This window comes from Ruegeria sp. CL6, from assembly GCF_056536465.1.
In genome coordinates this window covers 307,762-333,541 of the sequence record NZ_JBQFPR010000003.1, presented here as the reverse complement: position 1 = coordinate 333,541, position 25,780 = coordinate 307,762, and the positions used below count along the sequence as shown (strand labels likewise).

At 58.3% G+C, this 25,780-nt stretch carries 26 protein-coding genes; 15 read left to right on the top strand and 11 right to left on the bottom strand.

Annotated features, from left to right (window positions below):
- Nucleotides 1–25: 25 nt before the first annotated feature.
- Together ACR0LH_RS11210 and dapB are read right to left on the bottom strand one after the other, a co-directional pair.
- Nucleotides 26–1,126: an NADase-type glycan-binding domain-containing protein gene (locus tag ACR0LH_RS11210; RefSeq protein WP_480721005.1), complete on the bottom strand. Its 1,101-nt coding sequence runs from the start codon at nucleotides 1,124–1,126 to the stop codon at nucleotides 26–28.
- 109 nt (nucleotides 1,127–1,235) lie between these two features.
- Nucleotides 1,236–2,045 (bottom strand): 4-hydroxy-tetrahydrodipicolinate reductase, encoded by an 810-nt coding sequence (gene dapB / locus ACR0LH_RS11205; RefSeq protein ID WP_480721004.1) that lies wholly within the window; start codon nucleotides 2,043–2,045, stop codon nucleotides 1,236–1,238.
- 90 nt (nucleotides 2,046–2,135) lie between these two features.
- Here dapB and rbfA point away from each other — a divergent pair, with 90 nt between their 5' ends.
- The 8 genes from rbfA (at nucleotide 2,136) to ACR0LH_RS11165 (ending at nucleotide 7,913) form a co-directional block, all read left to right on the top strand.
- Nucleotides 2,136–2,531, top strand: coding sequence for a 30S ribosome-binding factor RbfA (rbfA, locus tag ACR0LH_RS11200; RefSeq protein WP_170387673.1), 396 nt, complete (start codon nucleotides 2,136–2,138; stop codon nucleotides 2,529–2,531).
- A complete protein-coding gene (locus tag ACR0LH_RS11195) occupies nucleotides 2,528–3,265 on the top strand; it encodes a phosphodiester glycosidase family protein (RefSeq protein WP_480721003.1) in 738 nt (245 codons plus the stop codon). The genes rbfA and ACR0LH_RS11195 overlap by 4 nt, the downstream gene beginning before the upstream one ends.
- Nucleotides 3,266–3,325: 60 nt before the next feature.
- Nucleotides 3,326–4,231 carry a tRNA pseudouridine(55) synthase TruB gene (gene truB, locus ACR0LH_RS11190; RefSeq protein ID WP_480721002.1) on the top strand — a complete coding sequence of 302 codons (906 nt, stop codon included), beginning with the start codon at nucleotides 3,326–3,328 and terminating at the stop codon, nucleotides 4,229–4,231.
- A gap of 21 nt (nucleotides 4,232–4,252) precedes the next feature.
- Nucleotides 4,253–4,756: a DUF1643 domain-containing protein gene (locus ACR0LH_RS11185; RefSeq protein ID WP_170387679.1), complete on the top strand. Its 504-nt coding sequence runs from the start codon at nucleotides 4,253–4,255 to the stop codon at nucleotides 4,754–4,756.
- Between the two features lie 95 nt (nucleotides 4,757–4,851).
- Nucleotides 4,852–5,847: a calcium-binding protein gene (locus ACR0LH_RS11180; protein ID WP_480721000.1), complete on the top strand. Its 996-nt coding sequence runs from the start codon at nucleotides 4,852–4,854 to the stop codon at nucleotides 5,845–5,847.
- Nucleotides 5,848–5,992: 145 nt separating this feature from the next.
- The gene (gene rpsO, locus ACR0LH_RS11175) at nucleotides 5,993–6,262 is read left to right on the top strand and encodes a 30S ribosomal protein S15 (protein WP_480720999.1); all 270 of its coding nucleotides are present in this window, start codon (nucleotides 5,993–5,995) and stop codon (nucleotides 6,260–6,262) included.
- A gap of 255 nt (nucleotides 6,263–6,517) precedes the next feature.
- On the top strand, nucleotides 6,518–7,147 hold the full coding sequence (locus tag ACR0LH_RS11170; RefSeq protein ID WP_170696737.1) for a porin family protein: 630 nt from the start codon (nucleotides 6,518–6,520) through the stop codon (nucleotides 7,145–7,147).
- A gap of 115 nt (nucleotides 7,148–7,262) precedes the next feature.
- Nucleotides 7,263–7,913 (top strand): sulfotransferase family 2 domain-containing protein, encoded by a 651-nt coding sequence (locus ACR0LH_RS11165; RefSeq protein WP_480720998.1) that lies wholly within the window; start codon nucleotides 7,263–7,265, stop codon nucleotides 7,911–7,913.
- 78 nt (nucleotides 7,914–7,991) lie between these two features.
- Here ACR0LH_RS11165 and gntH read toward each other — a convergent pair whose 3' ends face one another.
- Both gntH and ACR0LH_RS11155 read right to left on the bottom strand, forming a co-directional pair.
- Nucleotides 7,992–9,248 carry a guanitoxin biosynthesis MBL fold metallo-hydrolase GntH gene (gene gntH, locus ACR0LH_RS11160; protein ID WP_480720997.1) on the bottom strand — a complete coding sequence of 419 codons (1,257 nt, stop codon included), beginning with the start codon at nucleotides 9,246–9,248 and terminating at the stop codon, nucleotides 7,992–7,994.
- A gap of 145 nt (nucleotides 9,249–9,393) precedes the next feature.
- On the bottom strand, nucleotides 9,394–10,995 hold the full coding sequence (locus ACR0LH_RS11155; RefSeq protein WP_170387687.1) for a BCCT family transporter: 1,602 nt from the start codon (nucleotides 10,993–10,995) through the stop codon (nucleotides 9,394–9,396).
- Nucleotides 10,996–11,415: 420 nt separating this feature from the next.
- Here ACR0LH_RS11155 and pnp point away from each other — a divergent pair, with 420 nt between their 5' ends.
- A complete protein-coding gene (pnp, locus tag ACR0LH_RS11150; protein ID WP_170387689.1) occupies nucleotides 11,416–13,563 on the top strand; it encodes a polyribonucleotide nucleotidyltransferase in 2,148 nt (715 codons plus the stop codon).
- Between the two features lie 54 nt (nucleotides 13,564–13,617).
- On the opposite strand, the gene ACR0LH_RS11145 is transcribed toward pnp, so the two are convergent.
- A complete protein-coding gene (locus ACR0LH_RS11145) occupies nucleotides 13,618–14,253 on the bottom strand; it encodes a DUF1326 domain-containing protein (protein ID WP_480720996.1) in 636 nt (211 codons plus the stop codon).
- A 299-nt stretch (nucleotides 14,254–14,552) separates the two neighbouring features.
- Between ACR0LH_RS11145 and ACR0LH_RS11140 the strand changes: the two genes are divergently transcribed.
- Nucleotides 14,553–15,275 carry a glycosyltransferase family 25 protein gene (locus ACR0LH_RS11140; RefSeq protein ID WP_480720995.1) on the top strand — a complete coding sequence of 241 codons (723 nt, stop codon included), beginning with the start codon at nucleotides 14,553–14,555 and terminating at the stop codon, nucleotides 15,273–15,275.
- Between the two features lie 43 nt (nucleotides 15,276–15,318).
- On the opposite strand, the gene ACR0LH_RS11135 is transcribed toward ACR0LH_RS11140, so the two are convergent.
- Nucleotides 15,319–15,969 (bottom strand): peroxiredoxin, encoded by a 651-nt coding sequence (locus ACR0LH_RS11135; protein WP_170355987.1) that lies wholly within the window; start codon nucleotides 15,967–15,969, stop codon nucleotides 15,319–15,321.
- 218 nt (nucleotides 15,970–16,187) lie between these two features.
- Between ACR0LH_RS11135 and ACR0LH_RS11130 the strand changes: the two genes are divergently transcribed.
- Entirely contained in the window at nucleotides 16,188–17,627 is a 1,440-nt protein-coding gene (locus ACR0LH_RS11130; protein WP_170387695.1) for an aldehyde dehydrogenase family protein, read from the top strand.
- Nucleotides 17,628–17,681: 54 nt separating this feature from the next.
- Here ACR0LH_RS11130 and ACR0LH_RS11125 read toward each other — a convergent pair whose 3' ends face one another.
- A complete protein-coding gene (locus ACR0LH_RS11125; RefSeq protein ID WP_170777378.1) occupies nucleotides 17,682–18,533 on the bottom strand; it encodes a bifunctional helix-turn-helix domain-containing protein/methylated-DNA--[protein]-cysteine S-methyltransferase in 852 nt (283 codons plus the stop codon).
- 116 nt (nucleotides 18,534–18,649) lie between these two features.
- Between ACR0LH_RS11125 and nth the strand changes: the two genes are divergently transcribed.
- From nth to ACR0LH_RS11110, 3 genes are read left to right on the top strand one after another with little or no spacing between them, the layout of a single operon-like run.
- On the top strand, nucleotides 18,650–19,294 hold the full coding sequence (gene nth / locus ACR0LH_RS11120) for an endonuclease III (RefSeq protein ID WP_170387699.1): 645 nt from the start codon (nucleotides 18,650–18,652) through the stop codon (nucleotides 19,292–19,294).
- Complete coding sequence (locus ACR0LH_RS11115; protein WP_170483609.1) at nucleotides 19,291–20,280, top strand: adenosine kinase; 990 nt, start codon at nucleotides 19,291–19,293, stop codon at nucleotides 20,278–20,280. Before nth ends, ACR0LH_RS11115 begins: the two co-directional genes overlap by 4 nt.
- Nucleotides 20,277–20,765, top strand: coding sequence for a hypothetical protein (locus ACR0LH_RS11110; protein WP_480720994.1), 489 nt, complete (start codon nucleotides 20,277–20,279; stop codon nucleotides 20,763–20,765). The genes ACR0LH_RS11115 and ACR0LH_RS11110 overlap by 4 nt, the downstream gene beginning before the upstream one ends.
- A gap of 2 nt (nucleotides 20,766–20,767) precedes the next feature.
- Here the strand turns inward: ACR0LH_RS11110 and ACR0LH_RS11105 are convergent, their stop codons facing one another.
- The 4 genes from ACR0LH_RS11105 to ACR0LH_RS11090 form a co-directional block, all read right to left on the bottom strand.
- Nucleotides 20,768–21,604, bottom strand: a complete 837-nt coding sequence (locus ACR0LH_RS11105) for a DUF547 domain-containing protein (protein WP_480720993.1) — start codon at nucleotides 21,602–21,604, stop codon at nucleotides 20,768–20,770.
- A gap of 129 nt (nucleotides 21,605–21,733) precedes the next feature.
- Complete coding sequence (locus ACR0LH_RS11100; RefSeq protein ID WP_480720992.1) at nucleotides 21,734–22,444, bottom strand: glutathione S-transferase family protein; 711 nt, start codon at nucleotides 22,442–22,444, stop codon at nucleotides 21,734–21,736.
- 64 nt (nucleotides 22,445–22,508) lie between these two features.
- Nucleotides 22,509–23,048, bottom strand: a complete 540-nt coding sequence (sigZ, locus tag ACR0LH_RS11095) for an RNA polymerase sigma factor SigZ (RefSeq protein ID WP_480720990.1) — start codon at nucleotides 23,046–23,048, stop codon at nucleotides 22,509–22,511.
- Between the two features lie 6 nt (nucleotides 23,049–23,054).
- A complete protein-coding gene (locus ACR0LH_RS11090; protein WP_170696765.1) occupies nucleotides 23,055–23,540 on the bottom strand; it encodes an RNA pyrophosphohydrolase in 486 nt (161 codons plus the stop codon).
- 138 nt (nucleotides 23,541–23,678) lie between these two features.
- Between ACR0LH_RS11090 and ACR0LH_RS11085 the strand changes: the two genes are divergently transcribed.
- Nucleotides 23,679–25,706 carry an FAD-dependent oxidoreductase gene (locus tag ACR0LH_RS11085; RefSeq protein ID WP_480720989.1) on the top strand — a complete coding sequence of 676 codons (2,028 nt, stop codon included), beginning with the start codon at nucleotides 23,679–23,681 and terminating at the stop codon, nucleotides 25,704–25,706.
- Nucleotides 25,707–25,780 lie beyond the last annotated feature (74 nt).

Below are 25,780 nucleotides of genomic sequence, written 5' to 3'. Positions count from 1 at the left end.
CCTCAGAACTGCCTATCGACCGAAATCAGTCGAAGTTCAGCTCGGTTATCGCCGTGTCCTCGTAGTGGGTACCTGGGTAGACATCCGTGATCTCGAACAAGATCCACGAAACAGGCCCGTATTTGGCCAGCGCCGAAGTGCTCTGCCAGTCGGGTGTATCATCCAGCGTGAAGAATGTCTGACGACCATCAGAGAATGTCAGCCGCAGTTTCCGCACCCGGCTATTGCGTGAAAATGACTTTTGAGACTTGGCGTAGCCGTTGCGCAGGCTCCAGGTGTCTACTTGGGTTGGCTCGTCGAAGACCAGCACAAAGGCCTCGCCGACGCCTTGGCCCGACGCACCTTCGACCCAGGCGGTTTGATGATCTCCGTCCGTTGCGGATGAAGGGCCATATCTGTTGCTGCCCTGAGCTGCCAGAACCGAACTGAAACACAGGTCTGCCCAGCTCCCGAGAACCGCGACACCGGTACAACTTCCCATGGCCCAGCGGGGCGGCGGCGGCGCTGCTGGCTCGGGGGGCTGAACAGCCGGGGTCGTGTCGGCCGGTGCCTGCCCCTTGCGCCGTATCCATCCGCGTTCGACCGCCGCAAGACGCTGGTGTTGTGGCGGGTGGGTGGACGACCCTTCTGGCGGCAACGTCGCCCAGAGAGACTGCGCCTCTATCAGGGTCGCGCCCAGCGCGGCCAGCACGAAACCGGCATACTCGTCCGCCTCAAGTTCAGTCGGAGGACGCGAGCCGCCTTCCGTGATGGTATGGCCCTGTAGGTGGTGACCAACCTCATGCGCTATGACACCATACAGCTGCCAGTACGCATTCGGGTCAGCCTCGTATTGCGCCAGCCAATCGGGATTGAAGGCAAGGAACCTTTCTTCGCCCAGGATAACCGCAGCGGCGTTGCCCACCTCATAAGTTTCCACAACCTGGAAATTCGGCAACAGCCCCGACACGGACAGGATCTCGTCCACTACGCCCCAGACCTGCTGCACCGAGAAAGCGCTGGCATCGCTGTAGCGCGGTTTTTGCAGCGAAATTTCCTTGCACCCTTCCACCGTGCAAGCCACCTGCGGCTGAGTAGTTTCATCCGCCCGGGCGCCAACTGCGATCACCGCAAGCACAAACGCCATTGCGACAGTTCTGACCAAATCACACTACCTCTCTACATAGCAACTCGGGTTTGGCCGAGTATCGGAAGAAGGTAAAGCCAAATTGATAAAATCCTTTGGTTGTGTGGGGTTAAAGCCCCAGTACGTCCACCATGTCATACTGCCCCGGAGCCTTCCCCTGCCCCCAAAGCGCCGCCTTCAGCGCACCACGGGCAAAGATGGCGCGGTCGGTGGCGAGGTGACGCAGGACGATGCGCTCGCCGGGGGCGGCGAACAGGACGTCATGTTCGCCGACAATGTCGCCACCGCGAATGGCGTGGAACCCGATATCCCCACGCTTGCGCGCACCGGTGATCCCATCACGGGCTCGGTCAGATACGTCGGCCAGATTGACGCCGCGCCCTTCGGCGGCGGCCTCACCCAGCATCCAAGCCGTGCCCGAGGGGGCATCAACCTTGTGGTGGTGATGGCCTTCGATCACCTCGATATCGAAATCTTCGTCCAGCGCGGCGGCGACCTTTTTGGTCAGTTGCATCAGCAGGTTCACCCCGAGGCTCATGTTGCCCGCCCGAACAATCACAGCGTGGCGTGCGGCAGGCTCCAGCGCGGCGATCTGTTCGTCCGTCATCCCCGTGGTTCCGATCACATGGACGCAACGTGCCTGCGCCGCCAGCGCAGCAAATTCCAACGTCGCTTCGGGCGCGGTAAAGTCGATGACGGCCTGCGCCTGTGCAAATGCCTCAAGCGGATCATCTGTCACAGTCACGCCCAGCGCCTGCCCGCCCATGGCCGTACCGACGTCCTGACCGATCCAGTCATGGCCTTTACGCTCGACCACGCCGACCAGACGCGCCTGATCGCTGTCCGTCACGGTCTTGATCAGCATCTGACCCATTCGGCCCGAAGCCCCTGTGATGACGATCCCCGGAATATGGGTCATGGCGTTCTTTCCCTGTTTCTGTCGGCTCAAAGCCTCCTACCCGGTTCGGGGCCGCTTGGCAAAGGCCGGATTTGGGCTTAGATCGAAGACATGGCAAAGAACAAATTCCACGATGGCCCCGGCCCGTCCCAACGACAGCTACGCGTCGGCGAACTGATCCGCCGCACCCTGTCCGAGGTTTTGGCGCGCGGAGATGTCCACGACCCTGACCTGAACCGCATGTCGATCACCGTGGGTGAGGTGCGCACCTCGCCCGATCTGAAGATCGCAACTGCCTATGTGCTGCCCTTGGGCGGCAAGGGGCAGGATGATGTGATCGAGCTGCTGGCCCGCAACAAGGGTGAGCTGCGGCGCGTGATCGGCAAGAAGCTGAATCTGAAATTCTCGCCCGATCTGCGGTTCCGTCTGGATGACACGTTCGACCGTCTGGACGACACCCGCCGCATGTTTGAACAGGACGCGGTGCGCCGCGATCTGGACGAGTGATCCGCACGCTGGCCACGATTTGCGCGGCTTTCTGGGCCTCGCAAGCCTCAGCCGTGACCTGTGAAAAGGTGACCCACGGGCAAAAGCGGTACACCATCTGCGAAGTGGATACCGCCAACGAAGACCTGCGCCTGTTCCTCAAGGATGAAAGCGGCTCTGTTCTGGGTCATTTTTCCTCGGTGAACGATGCGCTGGCCAGTGAGGGCAAGCGACTGGCCTTTGCGATGAACGCGGGCATGTATCACGACGACCGCTCACCCGTGGGCCACTACGTTGAGAATGGTCAGGAACAGATGCGCGTCATCGCCAATCCCGGCCCCGGCAATTTCGGCCTGCTGCCCAACGGCGTGTTCTGCATTCGCGAGGGCCGCGCCGATGTGTTCGAGACGCTGGATTTCGTTGATCAATCCCCTGACTGCGCGTTTGCAACCCAATCCGGCCCCATGCTGGTGATCGACGGAGAGTTGCATCCCCGCTTTCTGCCCGACTCAACCTCTCGCTATGTACGCAACGGTGTTGGCACCAGTTCCGATGGCACGCGGGCTGTGTTTGCGATCTCGGACGACTATGTCACCTTTCACGAGTTCGGCAGCCTGTTCCGGGATGTGTTGGAAACTCCGAACGCGCTGTTCTTGGACGGTAATATTTCGCGGATGTACGAAAGGGCCAGCAATCGGTCGGACGTTGGCTTTTCGCTTGGGCCGATCGTGGGCGTGGTCGAGGATGCACCCTGAAATTGACAGGGCTTTAGTGATCCGCTAACTCGCGCGCCTTAGCAAGATTCAAGGTGCGATATGGGACGCAAACGCAAGGGCCGCGACATTTCCGGTTGGCTGGTGGTGGACAAGCCCGCGGGCATGACCTCGACCGCGGTGGTCAACAAGGTGCGCTGGGCGATGGACGCCAAGAAAGCGGGTCACGCAGGCACGCTGGACCCCGAGGCAACCGGCGTTCTGGCCGTGGCATTGGGCGAGGCGACCAAAACCGTTCCCTATATCACCGATGCGTTGAAAGCCTACACGTTCACGGTGCGTCTGGGTCAGGCCACCAATACCGACGATGCCGAGGGCGAGGTCACTGCACAAAGCGATGCACGCCCTTCGGATGACGAAATCAAACAGGCGCTGGCCCCGTTTCTAGGCGATATCATGCAGGTGCCGCCGAATTTCTCCGCCGTGAAGATCGACGGCCAGCGCGCCTACAAGCTGGCCCGCGATGGCGAGGATGTGGAGCTGTCCGCCCGCCCTCTGTGGGTTGAGGAACTGATCCTTGTCGATCGCCCCGACGATGATCATGTGGTGCTGGAAATGACCTGCGGCAAAGGCGGCTATGTCCGGTCCATCGCCCGCGATCTGGGCGCGGCTCTGGGATGCCATGGCCACGTCAAAGAGCTGCGTCGCATCTGGTCCGGCCCGTTCGAGGTTGAAGATGGCCTAAGTATCGAACAGATCGACGAGATGGCGAAGACCACTGCTTTGGACGACTACCTGCACCCGCTGGAAACCGGCCTCGCCGACCTGCCCGAGCTGAAATGCACCCCCGAAGGCGCCACCCGTCTGCGCAACGGCAATCCGGGCATGGTTCTGGCCTCGGACGTGGAATACGGAGACGAGGCATGGGCATCTTTGGATGGCAAAGCCGTGGCGGTTGGCGTCTATAAATCCGGCGAACTGCATCCCAGCCGGGTGTTCGTCGCCTGAGCCACGTGCTAGGCCGTGGGCATGATCACCCGAACGCATACCAAGGGCGACGCGCCCTCGACCGCCATCTATTCGGATTGCGAAAACTACCGCTATAGCCTGACCCGCGTCTGGGATGAGGGCGGGCGCAAGGCGCTGTTCGTGATGCTGAACCCGTCCACCGCGACCGAGGTGCAGAACGACCCAACCGTCGAACGCTGCGAACGCCGAGCGCGCGCATTGGGGTTCGGGGCGTTTCAGGTCACCAACATCTTTGCTTGGCGCGACACCGACCCGCGCAAGATGCGCGCCGCCGCCGATCCTGTAGGGCCGGAAAATGACGCAGCCATTCTGGACGGTGTCCAATGGGCCGATCAGGTCATCGCCGCTTGGGGCACCCACGGCGCACATCTGGACCGAGGACCGGCGGTTGAAACCTTGCTGCGCGGCACCGGGCAACCTCTGTTTCATTTGGGGCTGACCAAGGATGGCCACCCCAAACACCCTCTGTATATCGCTTATACCCAGCAGCCCGAACCATGGTGATCAAAGGTTAACCACAAGCCCAACTCAGCTTTGACCAACCAACTGGCAACATGAGACAAATCACCCTCGATGCAGCGCGCTTGCGGAGGGATGTCATGTTTCTGTTCGGATTGCTGGGCCTTGCCGCAGTCGGCGGCGCCGCCTACGCGATAAGCGATGTTTTTGAGGCCGACGACGACCTTGAGGACGAGAAAATCGTCGAGGATGAGGCTGAGGACGTTTCAGAAGGCAACCTGCTGGATGTTGGCGAAAACATAGACACCCCCACAGAACCGTCGACCGGGACAGTGATATCTGAATTCCAGGATGATCTGATCATTGCAGGCTCAAAGGGTCAGGATCTTTTGACGGGGCAGGACGGCGACGACCAGATCAACGGGTACGGCGGCAACGACAGTGTAATCGGCGGGGAGGGTGACGACACTCTGCATGGTGGGGCCGGTGAAGACCACCTTCTTGGCGAAGGCGGCAATGATGTCCTGCACGGCGAAGGTGGGGCAGATCAAATTGCCGGGGGCGCAGGGGATGACGCGCTGTTTGGGCATTTCGGCAACGACATTCTGGACGGTGGCGCGGGTAATGACGAGCTATATGGCGGGCAGGACGACGACACTTTGACCGGTGGCGAAGGCGATGATGCTCTGCATGGCGGCTATGGGGACGATCATCTGGACGGTGGCAAAGGGCAGGATGTCCTGTTTGGCGGAGATGGCAACGACGTCCTGATAGGTTCGGACGGTAGTGTGGATTTCCTGAACGGCGGCACCGGGGATGATACGATTTTGGCCGATAGCAACGACATCGTGACAGGTGGTGAAGGCGAAGACGAAGTCGTCGTCCAAGCGTCTCAGGACGGCACGGCTACGACCGTGATGGATTTTCAACCCGGTCAGGACAAACTTCTGGTTTCATGGGAAGGCGAAGAAAACCCGGTTGTTCAGGTCGAGCCTGATGCCGAGGATGAAAACCTGACAAATGTGATGATCAACGGCCAAAACGTCGCTCAGTTGCTTGGGGCCGAAGGTTTGACCCCGGATGATATTCAGTTGATCGGCGCGTTCGACCTGACGCAGCTAAGCGCGCTGGGCTGATCCAACAGAATCCTTTTGCCATTCGCCGCAAATACGCTTATACGCGCGCATCCGTACCGGAATCGGTGCGGTTTTCTCCATGGGCCTGTGCTGGACGACATCCCGGCCTGCGCCATCAACTCTAACCTTTTACAAGGAGACCCCGATGTCGATTACTGTCGCTGATAAAGCACGCGTCATGAAAGAATTCGCAACCAAGGACGGCGACACTGGTTCGCCTGAAGTCCAGGTTGCAATCCTGACCTCGCGCATCAACACCCTGACCGAGCACTTCAAGACCCACAAAAAAGACAACCACGGTCGTCGCGGTCTGCTGAAAATGGTCGCCCAGCGCCGTAAGCTGCTGGACTACCTGAAGGGCAAAGAAGAAGCGCGCTATCAGGACCTGATCAAAAAGCTGGGCATCCGCCGCTAATCGCCACTTTGCGCGGTTATCCGGGCCAGACCCCAGATTTACGATTTGTACGCCCACCCTTGCGGTGGGCGTTTTCATTTTAGGCGCGTCGTGATTGCCCCCTGATCCGGCAGCGTGTTTTTCAGCATCAAATCTCACGAATTTTTTCGCAGGCGACCACAATTCCTTTGCCGGCATTTGCGACGGCCCTATGATTCCAGTTAGTCCGAAAAACGGGCCGCCATGTAAAATGTGAATTGTTTGAGGAGAGTTTGAATGAGGAAATTTGCCCTCTTGTCCCTGATACCATTGGTGCAGGTGGCTCCTGACTTGGCGTATGCGGACAATTCTGCGGCTGCAAGCGCTTTTCAGGGCGCATATGCGGGATTGGAACTAGGGGCAGCAACAGCCGACGGAATGACTGATTTCCCAGTTTTGTCGGGCGGCACGAGGAACACTTCATTCGACCCTGACACAGGCCGCAGTTTCGGGGTGGCGCTGGGATATAACGTACAGCGCGGCGACATGATCTACGGTGCGGAAGTCAGGTACTCGAACCTGTCGCACGTTGTGGAAAAGGGCAACCCGGAAACACGCGAAGTCATGGACTTTGCGGACTTGCGCGGTAGGGTCGGCTACGTGAACGGTGATTTCATGTTTTACGGCGCCCTTGGCTGGTCATGGTCCAGGCTGCGGGTCCACCCAAGTGCCCAATTTGACCGGGACAGCCAAACCACGCTGGACGGGTTCAACATCGGTCTGGGCATGGAATACAACTTCAATGACCGGTGGTCCTTGGGCGCAGATTATACCTATAGGGACGTAAGCGGCGAGTTTGACGACGCGCCCAATGACTCGGACTTCGACCTCAGCACCCTCACCGCCAGGGTCGCCTATCGGTTCTGAGCGAACACCCACGTGGCAGGCCAGATGTTTTCTGGCCTGCCACGTCACCCGACGACACGAATTCGGCGCAGTCCAAACGGATCATTCGGTTTCCCTGCGCCATGATGGAAGTCCAATGCCCATATTTCCGAACATCAAAGTGATATTTGTACACATCCCGAAATCGGGCGGCTCGACGGTGACGACAGTATTGAAGCGTGATCGCTTCTTGGGGCGGCGGGTAAACCCAAGAGATCCGCGCGACACCGACATCGACTATATCTCGCAGTATTTCGATTTACTTGGGAATGAAGCCAACAACTATTACAAGTTCAGCTTTGTGCGGAACCCTTGGGATCGCTTCGTGTCTGGCTATCACTACGTCTGTCAGCGACGACCTGAAATCACAGAGGTCAGCTCTCACGGAACATTTGCCGAGTTTGTTCACGCCTTTTCGCAAGAACCGGACACGTTTCTCAAAATCCGCTATTTTCAACCACAACATATCTACCTGACCGACAGTTCAGGAGAGATGCCCATTGATTTCGTGGGCCGCTTTGAACGGTTTGACGAGGACCTCAAGGTCGCCTTGAAGCAGATCGGTATGCGAAGGGCACTTGTTCGTCACCGAAAACAATCAAAACGCACTGACTACCGCGACTACTACGACCAAGAGACTCAGGACATCGTTGGGCGCGTTTATGCGAAAGATGTGGACCTGTTCAGCTACAAGTTTGATGACGGTCGCCGCCGCGAGAAATCAGGGCTGTTTGGGATGCTGAAATAGCCCAGCGACCCCAGTTGCTCTCGCGCTTCTATCGGCGACCGCAACAGCCGGAATCGTCTGCTGCGAAAATGTTATCCGTCACTCGACAAACGGAAGGCTGGTGTATGCACCGACTTCGTTATTTCCCGATCGTTCGTTGAACGCCTCGATCATGTCGTTGGTGGCTTTTGCGGCATCCAGGTCAATACTCTCAAGATCGAACTCGGAGAACGGGAACTCGGCCGCAGAATCTGGCGGCTGTTTGACCATCTGAACTGGCGCGGGAAAAGATTCTTCGTTGGGGACGCCCTGGCGGGTGCGGATGCTGTCTTTGGTGACGTTCCACGTCATGAAATCGGTCGCCAGATCAAGCGGGCCGTCATAGGTTTCCCGAATGGCCGAATAGACCGCCAACGCAATGTCGTGGTCGTTCTGAAAATGGTAACAGACCGCCAGTCTTGGCTCTGTATCCGACATGATCTTGCCAAATGCCTGCGCAGCGGTGTGACCTTGCGATCCGACAAAAATCGCCTCGGAGGGCGCAAAACCGTATTTTTCGATCATGAATTCAGGAGGCGTGAAACACTCGTGAATCGCGAGGTCCGCACCGGCCGCGTGTTCTCTCCACCACCGGGTCGGAAGCGTGTCGGAAGAAAAGGCAAATGTCAGATCGTTCCATTCCAGAAGAAAGCTGACAGCCTGTTCGCCGTGAATAGCGGGAAGGGTTCTGACCTGAACACCGTTTTCGTCATAAATGACGTTGTTCACAGCCTTCCAGTCGAACTCATTCACCTCAAGCTGCAGGCCGCGCGGATCAACGGCTGCGCCTCGGGTTGCTTCTTCCCATGCCCACATCTTCATCATGTGATCGGCCCAAGCCTTTGTACCCCATTCAGGCTTAATGCCTTCCGGCCCCCAAAGGCGCACAGGTGTGAGGCGGTTATTCACCGGGCCGGTGAAGTAGAACGCGGGGAAATCGCCTGCGTGGTCAAGATGCAGGTGACCCAGGAACACCTTGTCGAGTTGATCCAGAGGAATTCCAAGCGCCATGATCCGCTCAAAGGACCCTTCCCCTATGTCAAAGATGAATTTGTCGCCGTTCCCCAGCTCGACCAGGAAACAGGCCGCAGCCTGTTTCAGGCGCGGCTGCGGCATGCCAGTTCCGCAGGCAACAACCCGCATTTCGTCCGGACCCAGCGTTTCAGTGCCGGGATAGTAAACGGTTTGGTTGGGGTAAGGTTCGGTGCGCGACCATGCCTTGGGTTCAGAAGATTGTGCCATTGCTGTTCCTGTCGCGGTGACGGCAAACGCCGCGCCAAATAGCGCTGCTCTGATCAGTCCTGTGTTCAAACGCATCCAAAATCCCCCCACGCAACCAAACGTAATGCTCAAAGATATGAGAGCACTATATCAACAACCGGGAATTTTTGAATACTTTTAGCAGCTATACGCGATGGAAGCGCCCGCCATAGGACAGGCGCTTCGCTTTGTTTCGTTTGGCCTACATTTTGGCTTTCTCTGATTTCAGCGCCAGCCACAGGCAATAGCACATGACCAATACGACCAACGTAAACGGAATACCCGTTGAAACCGCCGCACCTTGAAGGGCAACCAAGCCGCCTCCCAGCAAGAGAGCGATTGCGACCAGCCCTTCCAAAGTGCACCAGAACACGCGCTGGATCACCGGGGCATCCATCTTGCCGCCCGCGGTAATCGTGTCGATCACCAGTGAACCGGAATCCGACGAGGTCACAAAGAACACTACGATCAGGATCAACGCGATTGGCGCCACGATACCATAGAGCGGAAGCTCTTTCAGGAAGCCAAACAGCGCGCCTTCAGGGGCATAGCTGTCGATCACGGTGGCGCGGACACCTTCTGCTCCGCCTGCGTTCAGCATGTCAATCGCGGCACCGCCGAAGGTTGACATCCACAGGGCGCAGACCGCCGTGGGTGCCAGCAGCGCGCAGATAACGAACTCTCGCACCGTGCGGCCCTTTGAGATACGCGCGATGAACATGCCCACAAACGGCGACCATGCAATCCACCACGCCCAGTAGAAGGTCGTCCAGCCGTGGAAATAGCTGGTGTCTTCACGCCCGAACGGGTTGGACAAGGCTGGCAGGTGCAGCACGTAATCTGTCATCACGTTGAAGTACCGTGCAATGGCCGTTCCAATACCGGTGACCGCAATCACGAACAGGAACAAGCCGACGGCCATGATCATGTTGATCTCACTCAACCGTTTGACACCTGCATCCATGCCCAGAAGGACCGAGCCCAGCGCAATCATTGTGATCCCGATGATCAGCAGCACCACAACTGTCGGGCTGGGTTCGATGCCGAATACCTCGTAAAGGCCCGCGGCTACCTGCTGCGCGCCCAATCCAAGCGAGGTTGTCAGGCCGAATAGTGTGGCAAACACGGCCAGGGTATCAATGATGTGGCCCCACCAGCCCCAAACGCGTTCGCCCAGTATCGGATAGAAGGCCGACCGCAGGGTCAACGGTAAGCCAAGGTTATAGCTGAAGATGGCCAGCGCAAGTCCGACGGCCGCGTAAACGGCCCAGCCCTCAAGCCCCCAATGGTGGATCGTACCGACGATACCTGCATATTCATTGCCGGGCACCGCAATATCAATTCCCAGTGGAACAGCATTCCCGTCCTCGGCAAAGTTGTAGTACACCGGCTCCATCACGCCGAAGAACAGCAAACCGATCCCGATCCCTGCCGCGAACATCATCGCGATCCAGCCAGCATAGGAATAGTCGGGCTTGGCGTCCTTACCGCCGATCCGCACCTTGCCGACGGGTAAGACGATCAGCACCAGACAGAACAGGGTGATTGCATCCACGGAAAGAACAAGGAACCAATCGAACGTACTGGTCAGCCATGGCCGAAGCCATCCAAAGAAGGTCGCTGCTGCCTCCTGATTGGCCAATGCGATCAGGACGAACGCAAAAATGAGGATACTTGAGATCAGGAAAACCGGGTTGTGGATGTCCAAACCGAACGGTCGGACGTTGTCCTGCCCAAGTTCGTATTCGGTTTCAAAGTCATAGATCCGGGGATCCGGATCCAGCATTTTCTTTGTCTGAGCCATTCGACTGCCCCTCTGTCCGCTAGGTGCAATCGCCAAGGTATTCGGTCGACTGACGGATATGAGTATTGTACCCCCTTGGCGCGTTTCCGTCTTTTCGACCGCGGGTTCAGTGGTAACATCTTACACTGACATCATATTTTTACAAAACGCATTCAAGTTATCGCATTTGTTTGGTCAAATTCGCGTAAAAGCCTGACTATCTCGACAACGCTGTTCCAAACGGTGGAATGGCCGTCAACTGTGCCACTATGCGGTTTCTCTTTCCTTTGAGAGGAATCTCATGTATGCGCGCAGCATCTGAGACGTTGTGCCCTGACCCCGGCACTCGAACGGAAGATAAAATGGGGTCGGCGGCAATGGGGCCGCCATGCAAAACGGGAGACCCGGAGGGCCGGGAGTGCTCCCTTTTAGGATACGCAAATGTTTGATGTAACAAAGAAATCGATGCAGTGGGGCGAAGAGACGCTCACGCTGGAAACCGGCAAGGTTGCGCGTCAGGCCGACGGCACCGTGATTGCCACGCTGGGCGAAACCAGCGTCATGGCGAACGTGACTTTTGCCAAGCAACAAAAGCCCGGTCAGGACTTTTTCCCGCTGACCGTGCACTACCAAGAGAAATACTATGCCGCCGGTAAGGTTCCGGGCGGCTTCTTCAAGCGCGAGGCGCGCCCGACCGAGAAAGAAACGCTGACCGCGCGTCTGATCGACCGTCCGATCCGCCCGCTGTTCGTTGACGGCTTCAAGAACGAAGTTCTGGTCATGTGCACCGTGCTGTCCCACGATCTGGTCAACGATCCCGACATCGTTGCGATGATCGCAGCATCCGCTGCCCTGACCATTTCCGGCGCGCCGTTCATGGGCCCGATTGCCGGTGCCCGCGTTGGTTTCGTCGATGGCGAATACGTCCTGAACCCGACCGTGGACGATATGCAGGACCTGCGCCTGAACCCTGAACAGCGTCTGGATCTGGTTGTGGCCGGTACCAAGAACGCCGTGATGATGGTGGAATCGGAAGCGTACGAGCTGTCCGAGGCCGAAATGCTGGGTGCCGTGAACTTTGCGCACGAGCAGATCCAGCCGGTTCTGGACCTGATCATTGATCTGGCCGAAGAAACCGCGAAAGAGCCGTTCGACTTCCAAGCCCCCGATTACTCGGACCTGTACGCCGCTGTTTCGGCTGCCGGTGAAGAGCAGATGCGCGCCGCCTTCGCGATCACCGACAAGCAAGAGCGCACCGCCGCTGTTGCCGCTGCCCGTGAAGCGATCAAGGAAGCGCTGACCGAGGAACAGCTGGAAGACGCGAACCTTGGTTCCGCGATGAAAAAGCTGGAAGCCGGCATCCTGCGCGGTGACGTCGTCAAAGGCGGCAAGCGCATCGACGGTCGCTCGACCACCGACATCCGTGGGATCGAAGCCGAAACCTCGATGCTGCCCCGGACGCACGGGTCTGCCCTGTTCACCCGTGGTGAGACACAGGCGCTGGCCGTAACCACGCTGGGCACCGGTGATGATGAGCAATTCATCGACGCGCTGCACGGCAACTTCAAATCGAACTTCCTGCTGCACTACAACTTCCCTCCCTATTCGGTGGGTGAAGTGGGCCGCGTGGGTGGCCCCGGCCGTCGCGAGATCGGCCACGGCAAGCTGGCATGGCGCGCCCTTCAGGCAGTTCTGCCTGCGGCAACCGACTTCCCCTACACGATCCGCATCGTGTCGGAGATCACCGAATCCAACGGTTCCAGCTCGATGGCGTCGGTCTGCGGTGGTTCGCTGTCGATGATGGATGCGGGCGTTCCGTTGAAAGCACCGGTTGCCGGTGTGGCCATGGGTCTGATCCTGGAAGATGACGGCAACTATGCCATCCTGTCAGACATTCTGGGTGACGAAGACCACCTGGGCGACATGGACTTCAAAGTGGCGGGTACCGAAAACGGCATCACCTCGCTGCAGATGGACATCAAGGTCGCAGGCATCACGCCCGAGATCATGGAAAAAGCCCTGGCGCAAGCCAAGGACGGCCGGATGCACATCCTGGGCGAGATGGGCAAAGCCCTGTCCGAGACCAACGAATTCTCGGTCCACGCCCCGCGCATCGAGACCATGAACATCCCGACCGACAAGATCCGCGAAGTGATCGGCTCGGGCGGTAAGGTTATCCGCGAAATCGTCGAGGTTTCGGGTGCAAAGGTCGACATCAACGACGACGGCGTGATCAAGATCGCCTCGCCGGACGGAGAGTCGATCCAGAAGGCATACGACATGATCTATTCGATCGTGGCCGAGCCGGAAGAAGGTCAGATCTACACCGGTAAAGTGGTCAAGATCGTCGACTTCGGTGCCTTCGTGAACTTCTTTGGCAAGCGCGACGGTCTGGTCCACGTGTCCCAGATCGAAAACCGCCGTCTGAACCATCCGTCGGATGTTCTGAAAGAAGGTCAGGAAGTAAAGGTCAAGCTGCTGGGCTTTGACGACCGCGGCAAGGTCCGCCTGTCGATGAAAGTCGTCGATCAGGAAACCGGCGAAGAGATCGTTCCCGAGAAGAAAGAAAAGAAAGAAGACGCAGAATAATCTGCGCCTCTTTTTGAATAGCGAAAAACCCCGGTTTTGGCCGGGGTCTTTTGTTTAGTGCGCCACCCCGGACGGTCCGTGCTTCATGATATGCCACTGGCCAAAGCTGTCGTTCAGATCCAGCTTGATCGCGGCATTCGCCTTGGTCGACGCACTGCCAATTTCCGCCAGAGTGAACTCGATCCCGCCGGGGATGTCGATCCGAACCCTATGCTCACCGCCCCCATGCGGTGCCTGAATCGGGCGACCGGTCGAGTTTAGCACATCGCCGATAGTGACCTTGGCCGTGCGGCCTTCCACATCCATCTCGAAATCAATTGGCAGATACAGCGTCTCGTGAACGGTTTTGCACATCGCCCGAAAGACGAACCAATGGGTCGCCATTTCTTCGGTTTCTTCGCCGTGAAAGACCTTTTCCAACGCGGATCGCTGCGCGTCCGAGGCGCTTGGGTCGATGATAACCTGCATCTCGCCACCGCCCTCAAAAATCGGTCCGGGCCACGCGTAGATCAACGCAGCCTTCGCCCCGACAAGGTCCGTGTCGCCGAAATGTCCCTTGGAGATATTCAGAACTTCAAACCCACGGCAATTCCCATGGGTCGGTACTTCCTCGAACTGGCAAGGGCAGGCATAGCCGCAATTGCAGTTCCCGAAAGCCTCACCTTCGACATACCAATCTGTAAATGCCATCGTCTTCTCCTGTGATGCACAGTGTGAATGCTCGATGTTTGTGGCCTTGCGCCTGTAGCTCTGCTGAACAGCTATACCCTACCATAACTGGCTGGATTCACGAACCGAGCAACATTTCCCGATGCGAGAGAGGCACCCGGGGGTGGGTTCTAAAACAAGGTCATCCAGTCCCTCCGACACGCCATTCGCACATGTCTTGGGTGAAATCCCGCGTCCACCAAGACCTATGATTGTATTTTGGCTGTCTTACCCACTTGTTTCTCTTTCCCAGATTGCGCTCGTGCTCTATGCACTTGGGCATGCGCTCTTTCGTAATTCACATGTCCTCAAGTACGGCCCGGCGGCCTAACGCAGAAAAGCTGTGCGCTGACCTGCCAAACGCCGAGTTGTTCGAGGCCGTGAATGGGCGGAATTCTGACCAGATCGCGAATGTCGAGCTGTTTCCCGGCAATTTGCATCAGCCCGAATACCCGTTCAATTTGCGACCTGCTGAAATTGGTGTTTTTGAAAGCCACCGCCGAATCTGGCGCAAGCTGGTCGATGAAAAGATAGACATGGCAATCATCACCGAGGACGACCTGCGCGTTGACCCGTGCCGGATGACCGAGGCGCTAAAGATGCTCGCGCCGATCGCGACACCAGATCACTATATCCGCATTCCCGTGAAACAACGTGAGATCGCCGCCCAGGTGCTGGCGAAACACAACGACATGCGATTGATCCTGCCCAAAGTGATCGGGCTGCAGTGTGTGTGCCAGTTGGTCGGTCGGCGTGCGGCCGAACGGTTGCTTGAGGCAACCAACAAAATCGACCGTCCGATTGACACGTTTCTGCAAATGCACTGGTTGACGGGCCAGCCGATCCTGGCACTGCAAGGCAGCGGCAATCAGGAAGTTGCCAACGAGATTGGCGGGTCAACCATTCAGGCCCGCCCTCCGCTGGGCGACAAGATATCCCGAGAGTTCAAGCGCGCGGCTTATCGCGCGAAGCTCTACCAACACCCACAGCGACCGGCCGCCTGATACGCAGATTGGTCAAGCGGGGCATATAGCCCCGCTTTTTGTCTTAGCTGGGCGCTTTGGTCTTGCGCAGGTACGGGAAAATCGTTTCAAACTCGCCGAACTTTTCCTTGGCTTCTTCGTTGGAAACCGCTGGCGGGATGATCACGTCTTCGCCCGGCACCCAGTTTGCAGGGGTCGCAACGCCCTTGCTGCTCATCTGCAAACCATCCAGTGCGCGCAGGATTTCCGCAAAATTGCGGCCTACGGTCATCGGATAGGTCATCGACAGCTTCAGTTGCTTATCGGGACCAATGATAAAGACCGAACGAACAGTGGCGCTGTCAGCCGGTGTACGGCCATCCGGCAGGTATGCTTCGGCCGGTAGCATGTCGAACGCCTTCGAGACAGCCAGCCCGTCATCCGCGATGATGGGGAACCCGGGGTTGGCATTGCCATATGCCTCAATGTCCTTTTTCCACTTCTTGTGGTCCTCGACTCCGTCGACGGAAACACCCAGGACTTTCGTGTTTCGCGCGGCCCATTCGTCGTTCAACTGAGCAACAGCCGAAAATTCGGTGGTGCAGACAGGGGTAAAATCCTTGGGGTGCGAAAACAGAATGGCCCAGCTGTCACCAATCCAATCGTGGAATTGAATGGTGCCCTGATCCGTTTCTGCTGTGAAGTTGGGAACCGTGTCGTTGATGCGCAAACCCATGAGGCATCTCCTTTTCTGCTGATGAGCGTGATCGGTTGGTGCAAACTTAATCACTTTGCAATCAAGTTAAACCGTTCTTTTGTGACTTGCCGGATATTTCCCTAGCCCAACGCGTAGCGTCACGTTGAATTGTTACTTGCCCCTTTTGGGACAGAGTGACAGAGTGCCTCACAAAACCGACCGGGCGGTCGAAATAACTCAGTTCAAAAGGTGGAGCCATGATCGACAAACGCAATTTCTACATCAACGGACAATGGGTCGCTCCGGCGCAGGCCAATGATTTCGAGGTGATCAACCCCTCGACTGAAGACCCGTGCGCGGTCATCTCACTGGGCGGGGCAGAGGACACAAACGCAGCCGTCGCCGCTGCCAAAGCCGCACTGCCCGGATGGATGGCCACCCCGGTTGAGGACCGCATCGCGCTGGTTGAAAAACTGGTTGAGATCTACCTATCTCGCTCGGAAGACTTGGCGCAGGCAATGTCGCTGGAAATGGGCGCTCCGATTGACATGGCGCGTACACAGCAGTCTGGCGCCGGCGTCTATCACCTGAAAAACTTCATCCGCGCCGCCAAGGCGTTTCAGTTTGATCGCCCCTTGGGGGATCACGCCCCCAACGACCGGATTATCTACGAAGCCGTAGGTGTTGCCGCCCTGATCACGCCTTGGAACTGGCCGATGAACCAGATCACGCTCAAGGTGGGCGCGGCTGCGATCGCGGGTTGTACCATGGTTCTGAAACCGTCCGAGCAAAGCCCGCTGAACGCGATGATCTTTGCCGAGATGATGGACGAGGCCGGGTTCCCCGCCGGTGTGTTCAACCTTGTAAACGGCGACGGCGTGGGCGTCGGCTCGCAACTGTCGGCGCATCCGGATGTGGATATGATCAGCTTCACCGGCTCGACCCGCGCGGGTACGGCGATTTCCAAAAACGCAGCAGATACGTTGAAGAAAGTGCATCTTGAGCTGGGCGGCAAGGGCGCAAACGTTGTCTTTGCCGATGCCGATGAAAAGGCCGTCAAACGCGGCGTGCTGCATATGATGAACAACACCGGTCAAAGCTGTAACGCCCCCAGCCGCATGCTGGTGCAGCGCCCGATCTACGATCAGGCGGTCGAGACGGCCGCGCAGGTGGCCAACATGGTGTCGGTCGGGAACGCTCAGGAAGAAGGGCGGCACATTGGCCCGGTTGTGAACGAGCTTCAGTGGAACAAGATTCAGGATCTGATCCAGAAGGGCATCGACGAAGGCGCGCGCCTTGTCGCGGGCGGCACCGGTCGGCCCGAGGGTCTGAACAAAGGCTACTATGTTCGCCCCACGGTCTTTGCAGATGCCAACAACCAGATGACCATCGCGCGCGAGGAAATCTTTGGCCCGGTCCTGACCATGATCCCCTTCGATACCGAGGAAGAAGCCGTCGAGATCGCCAACGACACGCCGTATGGCCTGACCAACTATGTCCAGACGCAGGACGGAAGCCGTGCCAACCGCATGGCGCGCGAGCTGCGTTCGGGAATGGTTGAGATGAACGGCCAGTCGCGCAGCGCGGGGTCTCCGTTTGGTGGGATGAAACAGTCCGGCAACGGGCGTGAAGGCGGCGTCTGGGGTCTTGAGGATTTCCTTGAGGTCAAGGCGGTCGGCGGCTGGGCCGCTGAATAACCGCGCCATAACGTGATCCAGTAGTGAGGCACCCAAGGGTGCCTCGCTTTATTTTCAGGCATCTGCTTGCGCGGCTTCATAGGCAAGCATGGCGCGTTTGACCGGCAAGCCCCAGTGATACCCGCCCAGACCGCCTGACTTCCGCAAGGCGCGGTGGCAGGGGATCAACCAACTGACCGGGTTGCGCCCGACCGCCGTACCCACGGCGCGGACGGCTTGAGGCGAACCCACTCGCTGCGCGATCTCGGAATAGGTCGTGACCTGACCAGACGGGATATGCATCAGCGCCTCCCACACCTTTATTTGAAGCGGAGAACCGATCAGGTAGAGAGGTGTCGGCTCTAAACGGTCGCTTACTGATCCGAATGCGCTTAGCACCCAAGGACGCAACCGCATCGGGTCCTCTACGAAATCCGCAAGGGGCCAGCGTGAGAGCATATCCTCCATCGCCGCTTCCTCACCGGATTCCGCAGCAAAGGCCATGCCGCAAATGCCTTTGTCTGTTCCCATCACCAGCGCAGGCCCGAAGGGGCTTTCAAACCAGCCCCAGTAGATCGTAAGACCCGCGCCCTTGCGGGCGTATTCGCCGGGGCTCATGGATTCCCATTTCAGAAACAGATCATGCAGGCGACCGCTGCCAGACAGACCTACGTTATGCGCAGTCTCAAGGGTCGTGAACCGTTCGCGCAGCAACGCCTTTGCATGGCCCAGCGTCAGATACTGCTGATACCGTTTCGGCGACACCCCGGTCCAGCGCGAGAACAGGCGTTGGAAATGGGCTGGGCTCATATCCATCTGACGCGCCAACTCCTCCAGAGACAGGGATTCTCCGCCCTGATCAATCAACTCGATCGCGCGGCGCATGACGTTATAGTGGTATCCGCTTTCCGGGGTCTGGACGTTCATTTCGCACCTCATCTGCTGAACCGGATCATAGCGCGTTGGTCGTATCCGAGCGACCCGGAACGTGCGCATTGGCTTAGGGCTTGTGTCACCAGCCCTTGGGCGGCATTAAGGCCTTGATGGCAAAGCAACTCGATTATCATACGATCCGCGAGATCTTTACTCGTTTTCAGGACGCCGACCCCGAACCCAAGGGCGAGTTAGAGCATGTGAACGTCTATACCCTTGTCGTGGCCGTGGCGCTGTCGGCGCAAGCCACAGACGCGGGCGTCAACAAGGCCACGCGCGAATTGTTCAAGATCGCCGACACGCCGCAAAAGATGCTGGATCTGGGCGAAGAAGGTCTGATCGAACATATCAAGACCATCGGCCTGTTCCGCCAGAAGGCGAAGAATGTCATCAAACTCAGCCGTATACTGGTCGAGGATTACGGCGGCGAGGTGCCCAATTCCCGCGCCGCGCTGCAATCGCTGCCGGGTGTCGGGCGAAAGACGGCCAATGTGGTGCTGAACATGTGGTGGCGGCAACCGGCGCAGGCGGTGGATACGCATATCTTCCGCGTCGGCAACCGCACCGGCATTTGCCCCGGCAAGGACGTGGACGCGGTCGAGCGTGCCATCGAAGACAACATCCCCGCCGATTTCCAACTGCACGCGCATCACTGGCTGATCCTGCATGGCCGCTATCACTGCAAGGCGCGCAAACCTTTATGCGGAACCTGTATCATCCGCGATCTCTGCCAATTCGAGGACAAGAACCTATGAAAACCTACCAGCTCACCGGTATCGGCAACGCCGTCGTGGACGTGATCTCTCAGGCCGATGACAGTTTTCTAGAGCTGATGGGCATCGAAAAAGGCATTATGCAACTGATCGAGCAGGAACGCGGCGAGGTTCTTTATGCGTCGATGGAAGGGCGCGTGCAGACCCCCGGCGGTTCGGTCGCCAACACCATCGCGGGTGCAGGTGCGTTGGGTCTGGATTCGGCGTTCATTGGACGTGTGCACGACGATGCATTGGGTCGGTTCTACGCGGACGCGATGAACGAGGATGGCGTCGATTTCGTGAACCCTCCGGTCCCGGGTGGGGAGCTGCCAACCTCGCGCTCGATGATCTTCGTGTCGCCGGATGGTGAGCGGTCGATGAACACCTATCTGGGGATTTCCTCGGAACTGTCATCGCAGGACGTGTCCGCAGATGTGTCGGGCAACAGCCAGATCATGTTCCTTGAGGGCTATCTGTTCGACAAGGAAAAGGGCAAGGCTGCATTCCTTGAGGCCGCCCGCACCTGTCACAAGGGCGGCGGCAAGGCCGGGATCGCCATTTCCGATCCGTTCTGCGTGGAACGCCACCGGGTCGATTTCCTTCTGCTGATCGAGAACGAATTGGACTTCGTGATTGGCAATGAGGCCGAGATCAAATCCCTGTTTGAAACCGATGACCTTGAAGATGCGCTGGCGAAAACCGCCGCGATCTGCCCTCTGGTGGTGTGCACACGCTCGGGCGATGGTGTGACGGTGTTGCATGAGGGACAGCGCATCGACGTGCCCGTTGAAAAGGTTGTGCCGGTCGACGCCACTGGCGCAGGCGATCAATTCGCCGCCGGGTTCTTGTTTGGTATGGCGACAGGCCGCGACTACGAGACTTGCGCCAAAATCGGCAATGTCTGCGCGCGCGAAGTGATCAGTCACATCGGCCCGCGCCCCGAGGCAAACATGTTGGAACTCCTGCGCGAAGAAGGCTTGCTGTGATCTATCAGAACCGCGTCCCGGGCTCAGGGACACCCAAGCGACTGCTGCTCGCGATGACGGCTGTTTTCATGATGCCCGCCCTTACACCCGCACAAGCGGTCGATGGCCCCTGCGAAGGCTGGAAGGAAAGCGGCGACAAACCCTATTGCGGCGCGTTCCTTGAATGGTTGCCGCAATTCGCCGAGGATTTCGACATTCGAAACACCGAAGGCCGATATGCCGTGGACTGTTCGGTTCCCGGTGGCATCGAACTGTCAGGCACAGGTCCGGGTGAGACGTTTGGGCTGGTTGTGGATGGCGCGCGCATCCCCGACGTGGAAATGTGGGTCAGCTACTACGGCAACCAAAGCAACCCGATCACCTTTGTATACGGCCTCTGGCCGGAATCTTTTTCTTACGGGCTGGTTGTCAACGGCGATCAGGGCGGGTTCTACATTCTTGAGGACAAAGAGAACGGACACCGCCTGAGCCAGTGCCTCGGCTAAGGCTACGATCCGGTTGCTGCGTCGTTCAACGCCCAGTCATATTTGTAGGCACTAACACCTGACACTTGCTGCAACCGCGCGCGCAGTTCCGGATCTGCCGCCGTCTGGAGGTAGGCCAGAACCGATTTCTCATCCTGCCCGAAATCTTCGCGGAACCAGATGAAGATTTTGGACAGGATCAGCCGTCCGCGATCATCGAAACGAACTCCGCGCGGGTCGTTGATATAGGCGCTCTCGACCGCAGCAAAATCGCGTTCCAGAGTTTCAGCCTGCCATGCGCGCGCCATCAGGTTCGGGCACCCGACGGCCGCACAGTTCAGGGCATAGTGGATGCGCGGTTCGTCATAGTTTGGACGAATGACGCGGTGTTCGATGTCGTTCAGGCTCAAGGTGTTCCCGGAGACCTGCACCAGAGGACGGCTCCAAGGACCAATAGAAAACGGCCCGTCTTTAATATCTCTGATCGATTCTACCGGGTAGCTGTCCAGAACCACAACCACCGTTGCCGCGTTGTAGAGGTTGATCCAGTAGGCCAGTTGCTGTTCGCGGGTCAGGCGACCGGGATCGACGGATTGAAGCTGGGTCAGATACCCATCCAACACGTCCCGATCAGCTTGCGTCACCTGCCCATAAGCCAATCGGTTCACACCCTGCGCATCCTGGGAAATGTAGCGGCCCAGAAATACCGTCCATGCCGTGTGGTCCACTTTTTGCCCCGCTTGAGTGGAGGCACGGGTCAAAGAGGCGTCCGGCAAAGGGGTGGCCGAGGGCAAAGCCAGACGTTCAACGCTGGCACAGGCCGTAATCAGAGGCAGCAGCAAGATCAACAGTATACGCATAAGGTGGCCCCCGATCATTGACGATAGACCGGGGGCAACGCCGCAAGGTCTGGCGGATACTCATCAGTTAGAGGCAAGCCCCGGACAGGGCCACGCCCCCTCACGCCAACGTGCAGGACGGTGATCGCATCACCCGCAACATCCGCCTGATTGACGTGTCTGGACCGATGTGGGGGCTTCGTTCTGGTTGGCTCCTCGGCCTAGCCAGGTGCGGTCGGCCAGATAGAAATCTGTGAACCGAACGGCAAAATCTTCGGATACCGACTTTTGAGGAATCCCCGTCGCCATCACAGCCTGTTGCCATGACTTGACCCTGGGATAGTGCGCCAGCATGTCATGACCGCTATGCGCTTCGACGATCGAGGCGCGGTGCAGCAACGGCAGCCACGCCATATCGACATTGCCCAGCGCCTCTCCGCCAAAGAAGGGGCCGCTGCCCAATGTCTGTTCTGCCCTCGCAAAGGCGGCATTCAGTTTTGACATACGCTCGGCAAACGTCGCCATATCGGTGCTTTGCATCGCGCTGCACTGGACAAGATAATGCTTGCTGGCCTGATAGCTCCAGGCGCGGTTCAGGGCGCGTTGCTCGGGCATCAAGTCCGGTTGCAAAGGCGCGGATATGTCGTCGAGATATTCCGCAATCGCGTCAGACTCGAAAAGTGGCGTGCCGCCTTCGGTCACCAGAACGGGCACCTGACCAGTAGGCGAGAGCTCAAGGAACCAGTCAGGTTTATCGCCGAGACTGATGTAGTCGATCTGATAAGGTATCTGCTTGGCCTCAAGCAACGCGGTTACGCGCTGCACGAAAGGGCAGATTTTAAAGCTAACGATACGGATCATCTTTGTTTCCTTTTGGTGGTTTCATCTGTCAGACGAAGCCCGCGCCAAAAAGACGACGTTCAGATCAACATTTTTTGCAGCTTTCCGATTTTTCCTGCACATCCGCGATGTTTCCGCGCGCGTCCATTGTGATGTCGCAGCAGTTTTCAAACGCTTTGCGCAACTCGGCCCGACCTTTCTGCACGCGGGATTTGAGTGTCGAATACGGGAGACCATGCGCCATTGCGTAGTCATTCTGAGACATGCCGTTGATGTCGATGGCCATCAGCATATCCGCCGTTTCCGCGGGCAGACCGCGAATGAACGGCTCGACGCAGCGTTCCAGATCCTGCCGGGTTTCGGGATCATCGCGGTGATACCAAAGGTCATCCGGGTGCGCCTGCGCGCGGCCGAACTTACGGTAATAGTCTATGATGGTGCGATCTGCGGTCTGAAAAAGCCACGGCTGCAACTTGGACGGATCATTCAGCGCAGGCAAACCTGTAAACACTTTGACCGAAATCTCTTGCAGCAAGTCGTCCACATCCGCCGCATTCGAGACGCGAGAGTGCAGAAACGCCTTCAGGCGCGCACGGTATTTGGGCCAGATATCCTCAATTTGCATGGCACTTTATGACAGGTGTTCAGCAAAGGCGGCAACCACCTGCTGGTAGACCTCACGCTTGAATGGCACGATCTCGTTGATCAGGTTGCCTGGCTCCTGCCATTTCCAGCGGGTGAACTCGGGGTGTTCGGTCTGGATATCGATTTGATCATCGCGCCCGGTAAAGCGCAGCAGGAACCATTTCTGTTCCTGCCCACGATAGCGCCCTTTCCAGATTTTCGGGACGATATCATGGGGCAGATCATAGGGCAGCCATCCGGGGGTTTCGGCCACAACCTGCACCAGATCGGCGGTGACGCCGGTTTCCTCCCAAAGTTCACGCAGGGCCGCATCGCGAGGGTCTTCGCCCTTGTCCACGCCACCTTGCGGCATCTGCCAGGCCTCGGCGTGGCGGTCATTGCGCTGGCCCACGAAAATCTTGCCCTCGGCATTCATCAACATTAGCCCGACGCAAGGACGGTAGGGCAATTTGGCAATCTGGTCCGGGGTCATTGGCGGCCTCATATCGGTGTCCCGGTTCGTCTGTATCAAGTGCCGCAGCGACAGCAAAGACTTTGACGCTAGGTTTCGCGTGACAATGTTGACGCGAAGGTCAATCTAACGCTGCAATTCCGGGAGGGAGAGTTCGCCATGACTGCGTACCCAAATATGCTGGCCCCGCTTGATCTGGGCTTTACGACCTTGAAAAACCGCGTGCTGATGGGCTCGATGCACACTGGCCTTGAAGAAACCGGCGATTGGAACCGGGTGGCCGAGTTCTATGCCGATCGCGCACGCGGTGGTGTGGGCCTTATGGTGACAGGCGGGATTGGTCCGAACCTTGAGGGTTCGGTCCTGCCGGGCGCATCAATGATGACCAATGACAAAGAGGTGGCGAACCATTCCATCGTCACCCAGCGTGTGCATGAGGCGGGCGGCAAAATCGCCATGCAGATTCTGCATGCGGGTCGCTATGCTTATGGCCCCAAATGCGTGGCCCCCAGCCCAGTGAAATCGCCCATCTCTCCTTTCCCGCCGAATGAACTGGACGAGGACGGGATCGAGAAGCAGATCAGCGACATCGTCAACGCTGCTGCGCTGGCCCAAAAAGCGGGCTATGACGGGGTCGAGATCATGGGCTCCGAGGGGTATTTCATCAACCAGTTCCTCGTGACGCACACCAATAAGCGTGAGGATCGCTGGGGTGGCTCGTATGAAAACCGCATGCGCCTGCCAATCGAAGTCGTGCGCCGCACGCGCGAGGCCGTAGGCACCGATTTCATCATCATCTATCGCCTGTCGATGATAGACTTGGTCCCCAACGGCTCGACCTATGATGAGGTGGTCGAGCTTGCACAGCGAATCGAAGAAGCGGGCGCCACGATCATCAACACCGGTATCGGCTGGCACGAAGCGCGGATTCCGACGATCGCCACCAGCGTACCCCGCGCGGCCTTTGCCTGGGTCACGAAAAAGCTGATGGGTCAGGTGAACATTCCGGTAATCACCTCGAACCGGATCAACACGCCCGAGGTCGCCGAAGAGGTTCTGTCGACCGGCTGCGCCGACATGGTGTCGCTGGCGCGCCCGATGCTTGCGGATGCGGATTTCGTGAACAAGGCCATCGCGGGACAGTCTGCCCAGATCGCACCTTGTATTGCCTGCAACCAAGCCTGCCTTGATCATACGTTCGGCGGCAAATTGACCTCGTGTCTGGTCAATCCACGCGCCTGTCATGAGACCGAGCTGGTGATCGAACAGGCCGAAACCCGCAAGACCATCGCCATCGTCGGCGCAGGTCCGGCGGGTCTGTCCACCGCGATGACCGCTGCCCAGCGTGGACATGACGTAACCCTGTTCGACCGCGCCGCCGAAGTTGGCGGGCAGCTCAACATGGCCAAGCAGGTTCCGGGTAAAGAGGAATTCTGGGGTCTGGTCGACTGGTATCGCACTATGATTGCGGATCTGGGTGTGAAGGTCGAACTGAACCGCGAGGTCAGCGCCGACGACCTGACCGGTTTTGATGAAGTCGTCATCGCCACCGGCGTCAACCCGCGCGACCCGGAAATCCCCGGGCAAGACCGCGAGAACGTTATCAACTACATCGACGTTCTGCGCGACAAGGCCGAGGTCGGCAAATCCGTCGCGGTGATCGGTGCCGGCGGCATCGGGTTCGACGTGTCCGAGTTCCTGCTGGAAGACGGTCACAGCATCACTACGGACCTGCCTGCGTGGATGAAGGAATGGGGCGTGACTGACCCGGCCGAGCACCGCTCGGGCCTAGCGCCCGAAGGACCGCAGCCAGCGGCCCCGGCGCGCGAGGTGACGCTGCTGCAACGCAAGAAACAAGCGCATGGTAAGGGTCTGGGCAAAACCACCGGCTGGATTCACCGCGCGACGCTCAAGATGAAGGACGTGAACTTCGTTGGCGGCGTCAATTACGAGCGTATCGACGACGACGGCCTGCATGTCAGCTTTGGCGAGGAGCGCGCGGACCCAACCGTTATCGCGGCAGATACAGTTGTTCTGTGCTCCGGTCAGGTCTCGGAACGCAGCCTTGCGGATGCGCTGATCGAACGCGGCATCACTCCGCATGTGATCGGCGGCGCGGATTTGGCCGCAGAACTGGACGCAAAACGCGCGATCAACCAAGGAACACGCTTGGCCGCTACTTTCTAACGCGACGATAACTTTTGCACCCAGCGAAGCCGCCTCGAATGGGGCGGCTTCCTAATGTTCGTCTGCTATTGGCA

Bases quoted from the DNA above. Each gene is read 5' to 3' on its own strand.
- ACR0LH_RS11210 (WP_480721005.1), bottom strand. From the start codon at position 1,126: ATGGCGTTTGTGCTTGCGGTGATCGCAGTTGGCGCCCGGGCGGATGAA.
- dapB (WP_480721004.1), bottom strand. From the start codon at position 2,045: ATGACCCATATTCCGGGGATCGTCATCACAGGGGCTTCGGGCCGAATG.
- rbfA (WP_170387673.1), top strand. From the start codon at position 2,136: ATGGCAAAGAACAAATTCCACGATGGCCCCGGCCCGTCCCAACGACAG.
- truB (WP_480721002.1), top strand. From the start codon at position 3,326: ATGGGACGCAAACGCAAGGGCCGCGACATTTCCGGTTGGCTGGTGGTG.
- ACR0LH_RS11185 (WP_170387679.1), top strand. From the start codon at position 4,253: ATGATCACCCGAACGCATACCAAGGGCGACGCGCCCTCGACCGCCATC.
- ACR0LH_RS11180 (WP_480721000.1), top strand. From the start codon at position 4,852: ATGTTTCTGTTCGGATTGCTGGGCCTTGCCGCAGTCGGCGGCGCCGCC.
- rpsO (WP_480720999.1), top strand. From the start codon at position 5,993: ATGTCGATTACTGTCGCTGATAAAGCACGCGTCATGAAAGAATTCGCA.
- ACR0LH_RS11170 (WP_170696737.1), top strand. From the start codon at position 6,518: ATGAGGAAATTTGCCCTCTTGTCCCTGATACCATTGGTGCAGGTGGCT.
- ACR0LH_RS11165 (WP_480720998.1), top strand. From the start codon at position 7,263: ATGCCCATATTTCCGAACATCAAAGTGATATTTGTACACATCCCGAAA.
- gntH (WP_480720997.1), bottom strand. From the start codon at position 9,248: ATGCGTTTGAACACAGGACTGATCAGAGCAGCGCTATTTGGCGCGGCG.
- ACR0LH_RS11155 (WP_170387687.1), bottom strand. From the start codon at position 10,995: ATGGCTCAGACAAAGAAAATGCTGGATCCGGATCCCCGGATCTATGAC.
- pnp (WP_170387689.1), top strand. From the start codon at position 11,416: ATGTTTGATGTAACAAAGAAATCGATGCAGTGGGGCGAAGAGACGCTC.
- ACR0LH_RS11145 (WP_480720996.1), bottom strand. From the start codon at position 14,253: ATGGCATTTACAGATTGGTATGTCGAAGGTGAGGCTTTCGGGAACTGC.
- ACR0LH_RS11140 (WP_480720995.1), top strand. From the start codon at position 14,553: ATGCGCTCTTTCGTAATTCACATGTCCTCAAGTACGGCCCGGCGGCCT.
- ACR0LH_RS11135 (WP_170355987.1), bottom strand. From the start codon at position 15,969: ATGGGTTTGCGCATCAACGACACGGTTCCCAACTTCACAGCAGAAACG.
- ACR0LH_RS11130 (WP_170387695.1), top strand. From the start codon at position 16,188: ATGATCGACAAACGCAATTTCTACATCAACGGACAATGGGTCGCTCCG.
- ACR0LH_RS11125 (WP_170777378.1), bottom strand. From the start codon at position 18,533: ATGAACGTCCAGACCCCGGAAAGCGGATACCACTATAACGTCATGCGC.
- nth (WP_170387699.1), top strand. From the start codon at position 18,650: ATGGCAAAGCAACTCGATTATCATACGATCCGCGAGATCTTTACTCGT.
- ACR0LH_RS11115 (WP_170483609.1), top strand. From the start codon at position 19,291: ATGAAAACCTACCAGCTCACCGGTATCGGCAACGCCGTCGTGGACGTG.
- ACR0LH_RS11105 (WP_480720993.1), bottom strand. From the start codon at position 21,604: ATGCGTATACTGTTGATCTTGCTGCTGCCTCTGATTACGGCCTGTGCC.
- ACR0LH_RS11100 (WP_480720992.1), bottom strand. From the start codon at position 22,444: ATGATCCGTATCGTTAGCTTTAAAATCTGCCCTTTCGTGCAGCGCGTA.
- sigZ (WP_480720990.1), bottom strand. From the start codon at position 23,048: ATGCAAATTGAGGATATCTGGCCCAAATACCGTGCGCGCCTGAAGGCG.
- ACR0LH_RS11090 (WP_170696765.1), bottom strand. From the start codon at position 23,540: ATGACCCCGGACCAGATTGCCAAATTGCCCTACCGTCCTTGCGTCGGG.
- ACR0LH_RS11085 (WP_480720989.1), top strand. From the start codon at position 23,679: ATGACTGCGTACCCAAATATGCTGGCCCCGCTTGATCTGGGCTTTACG.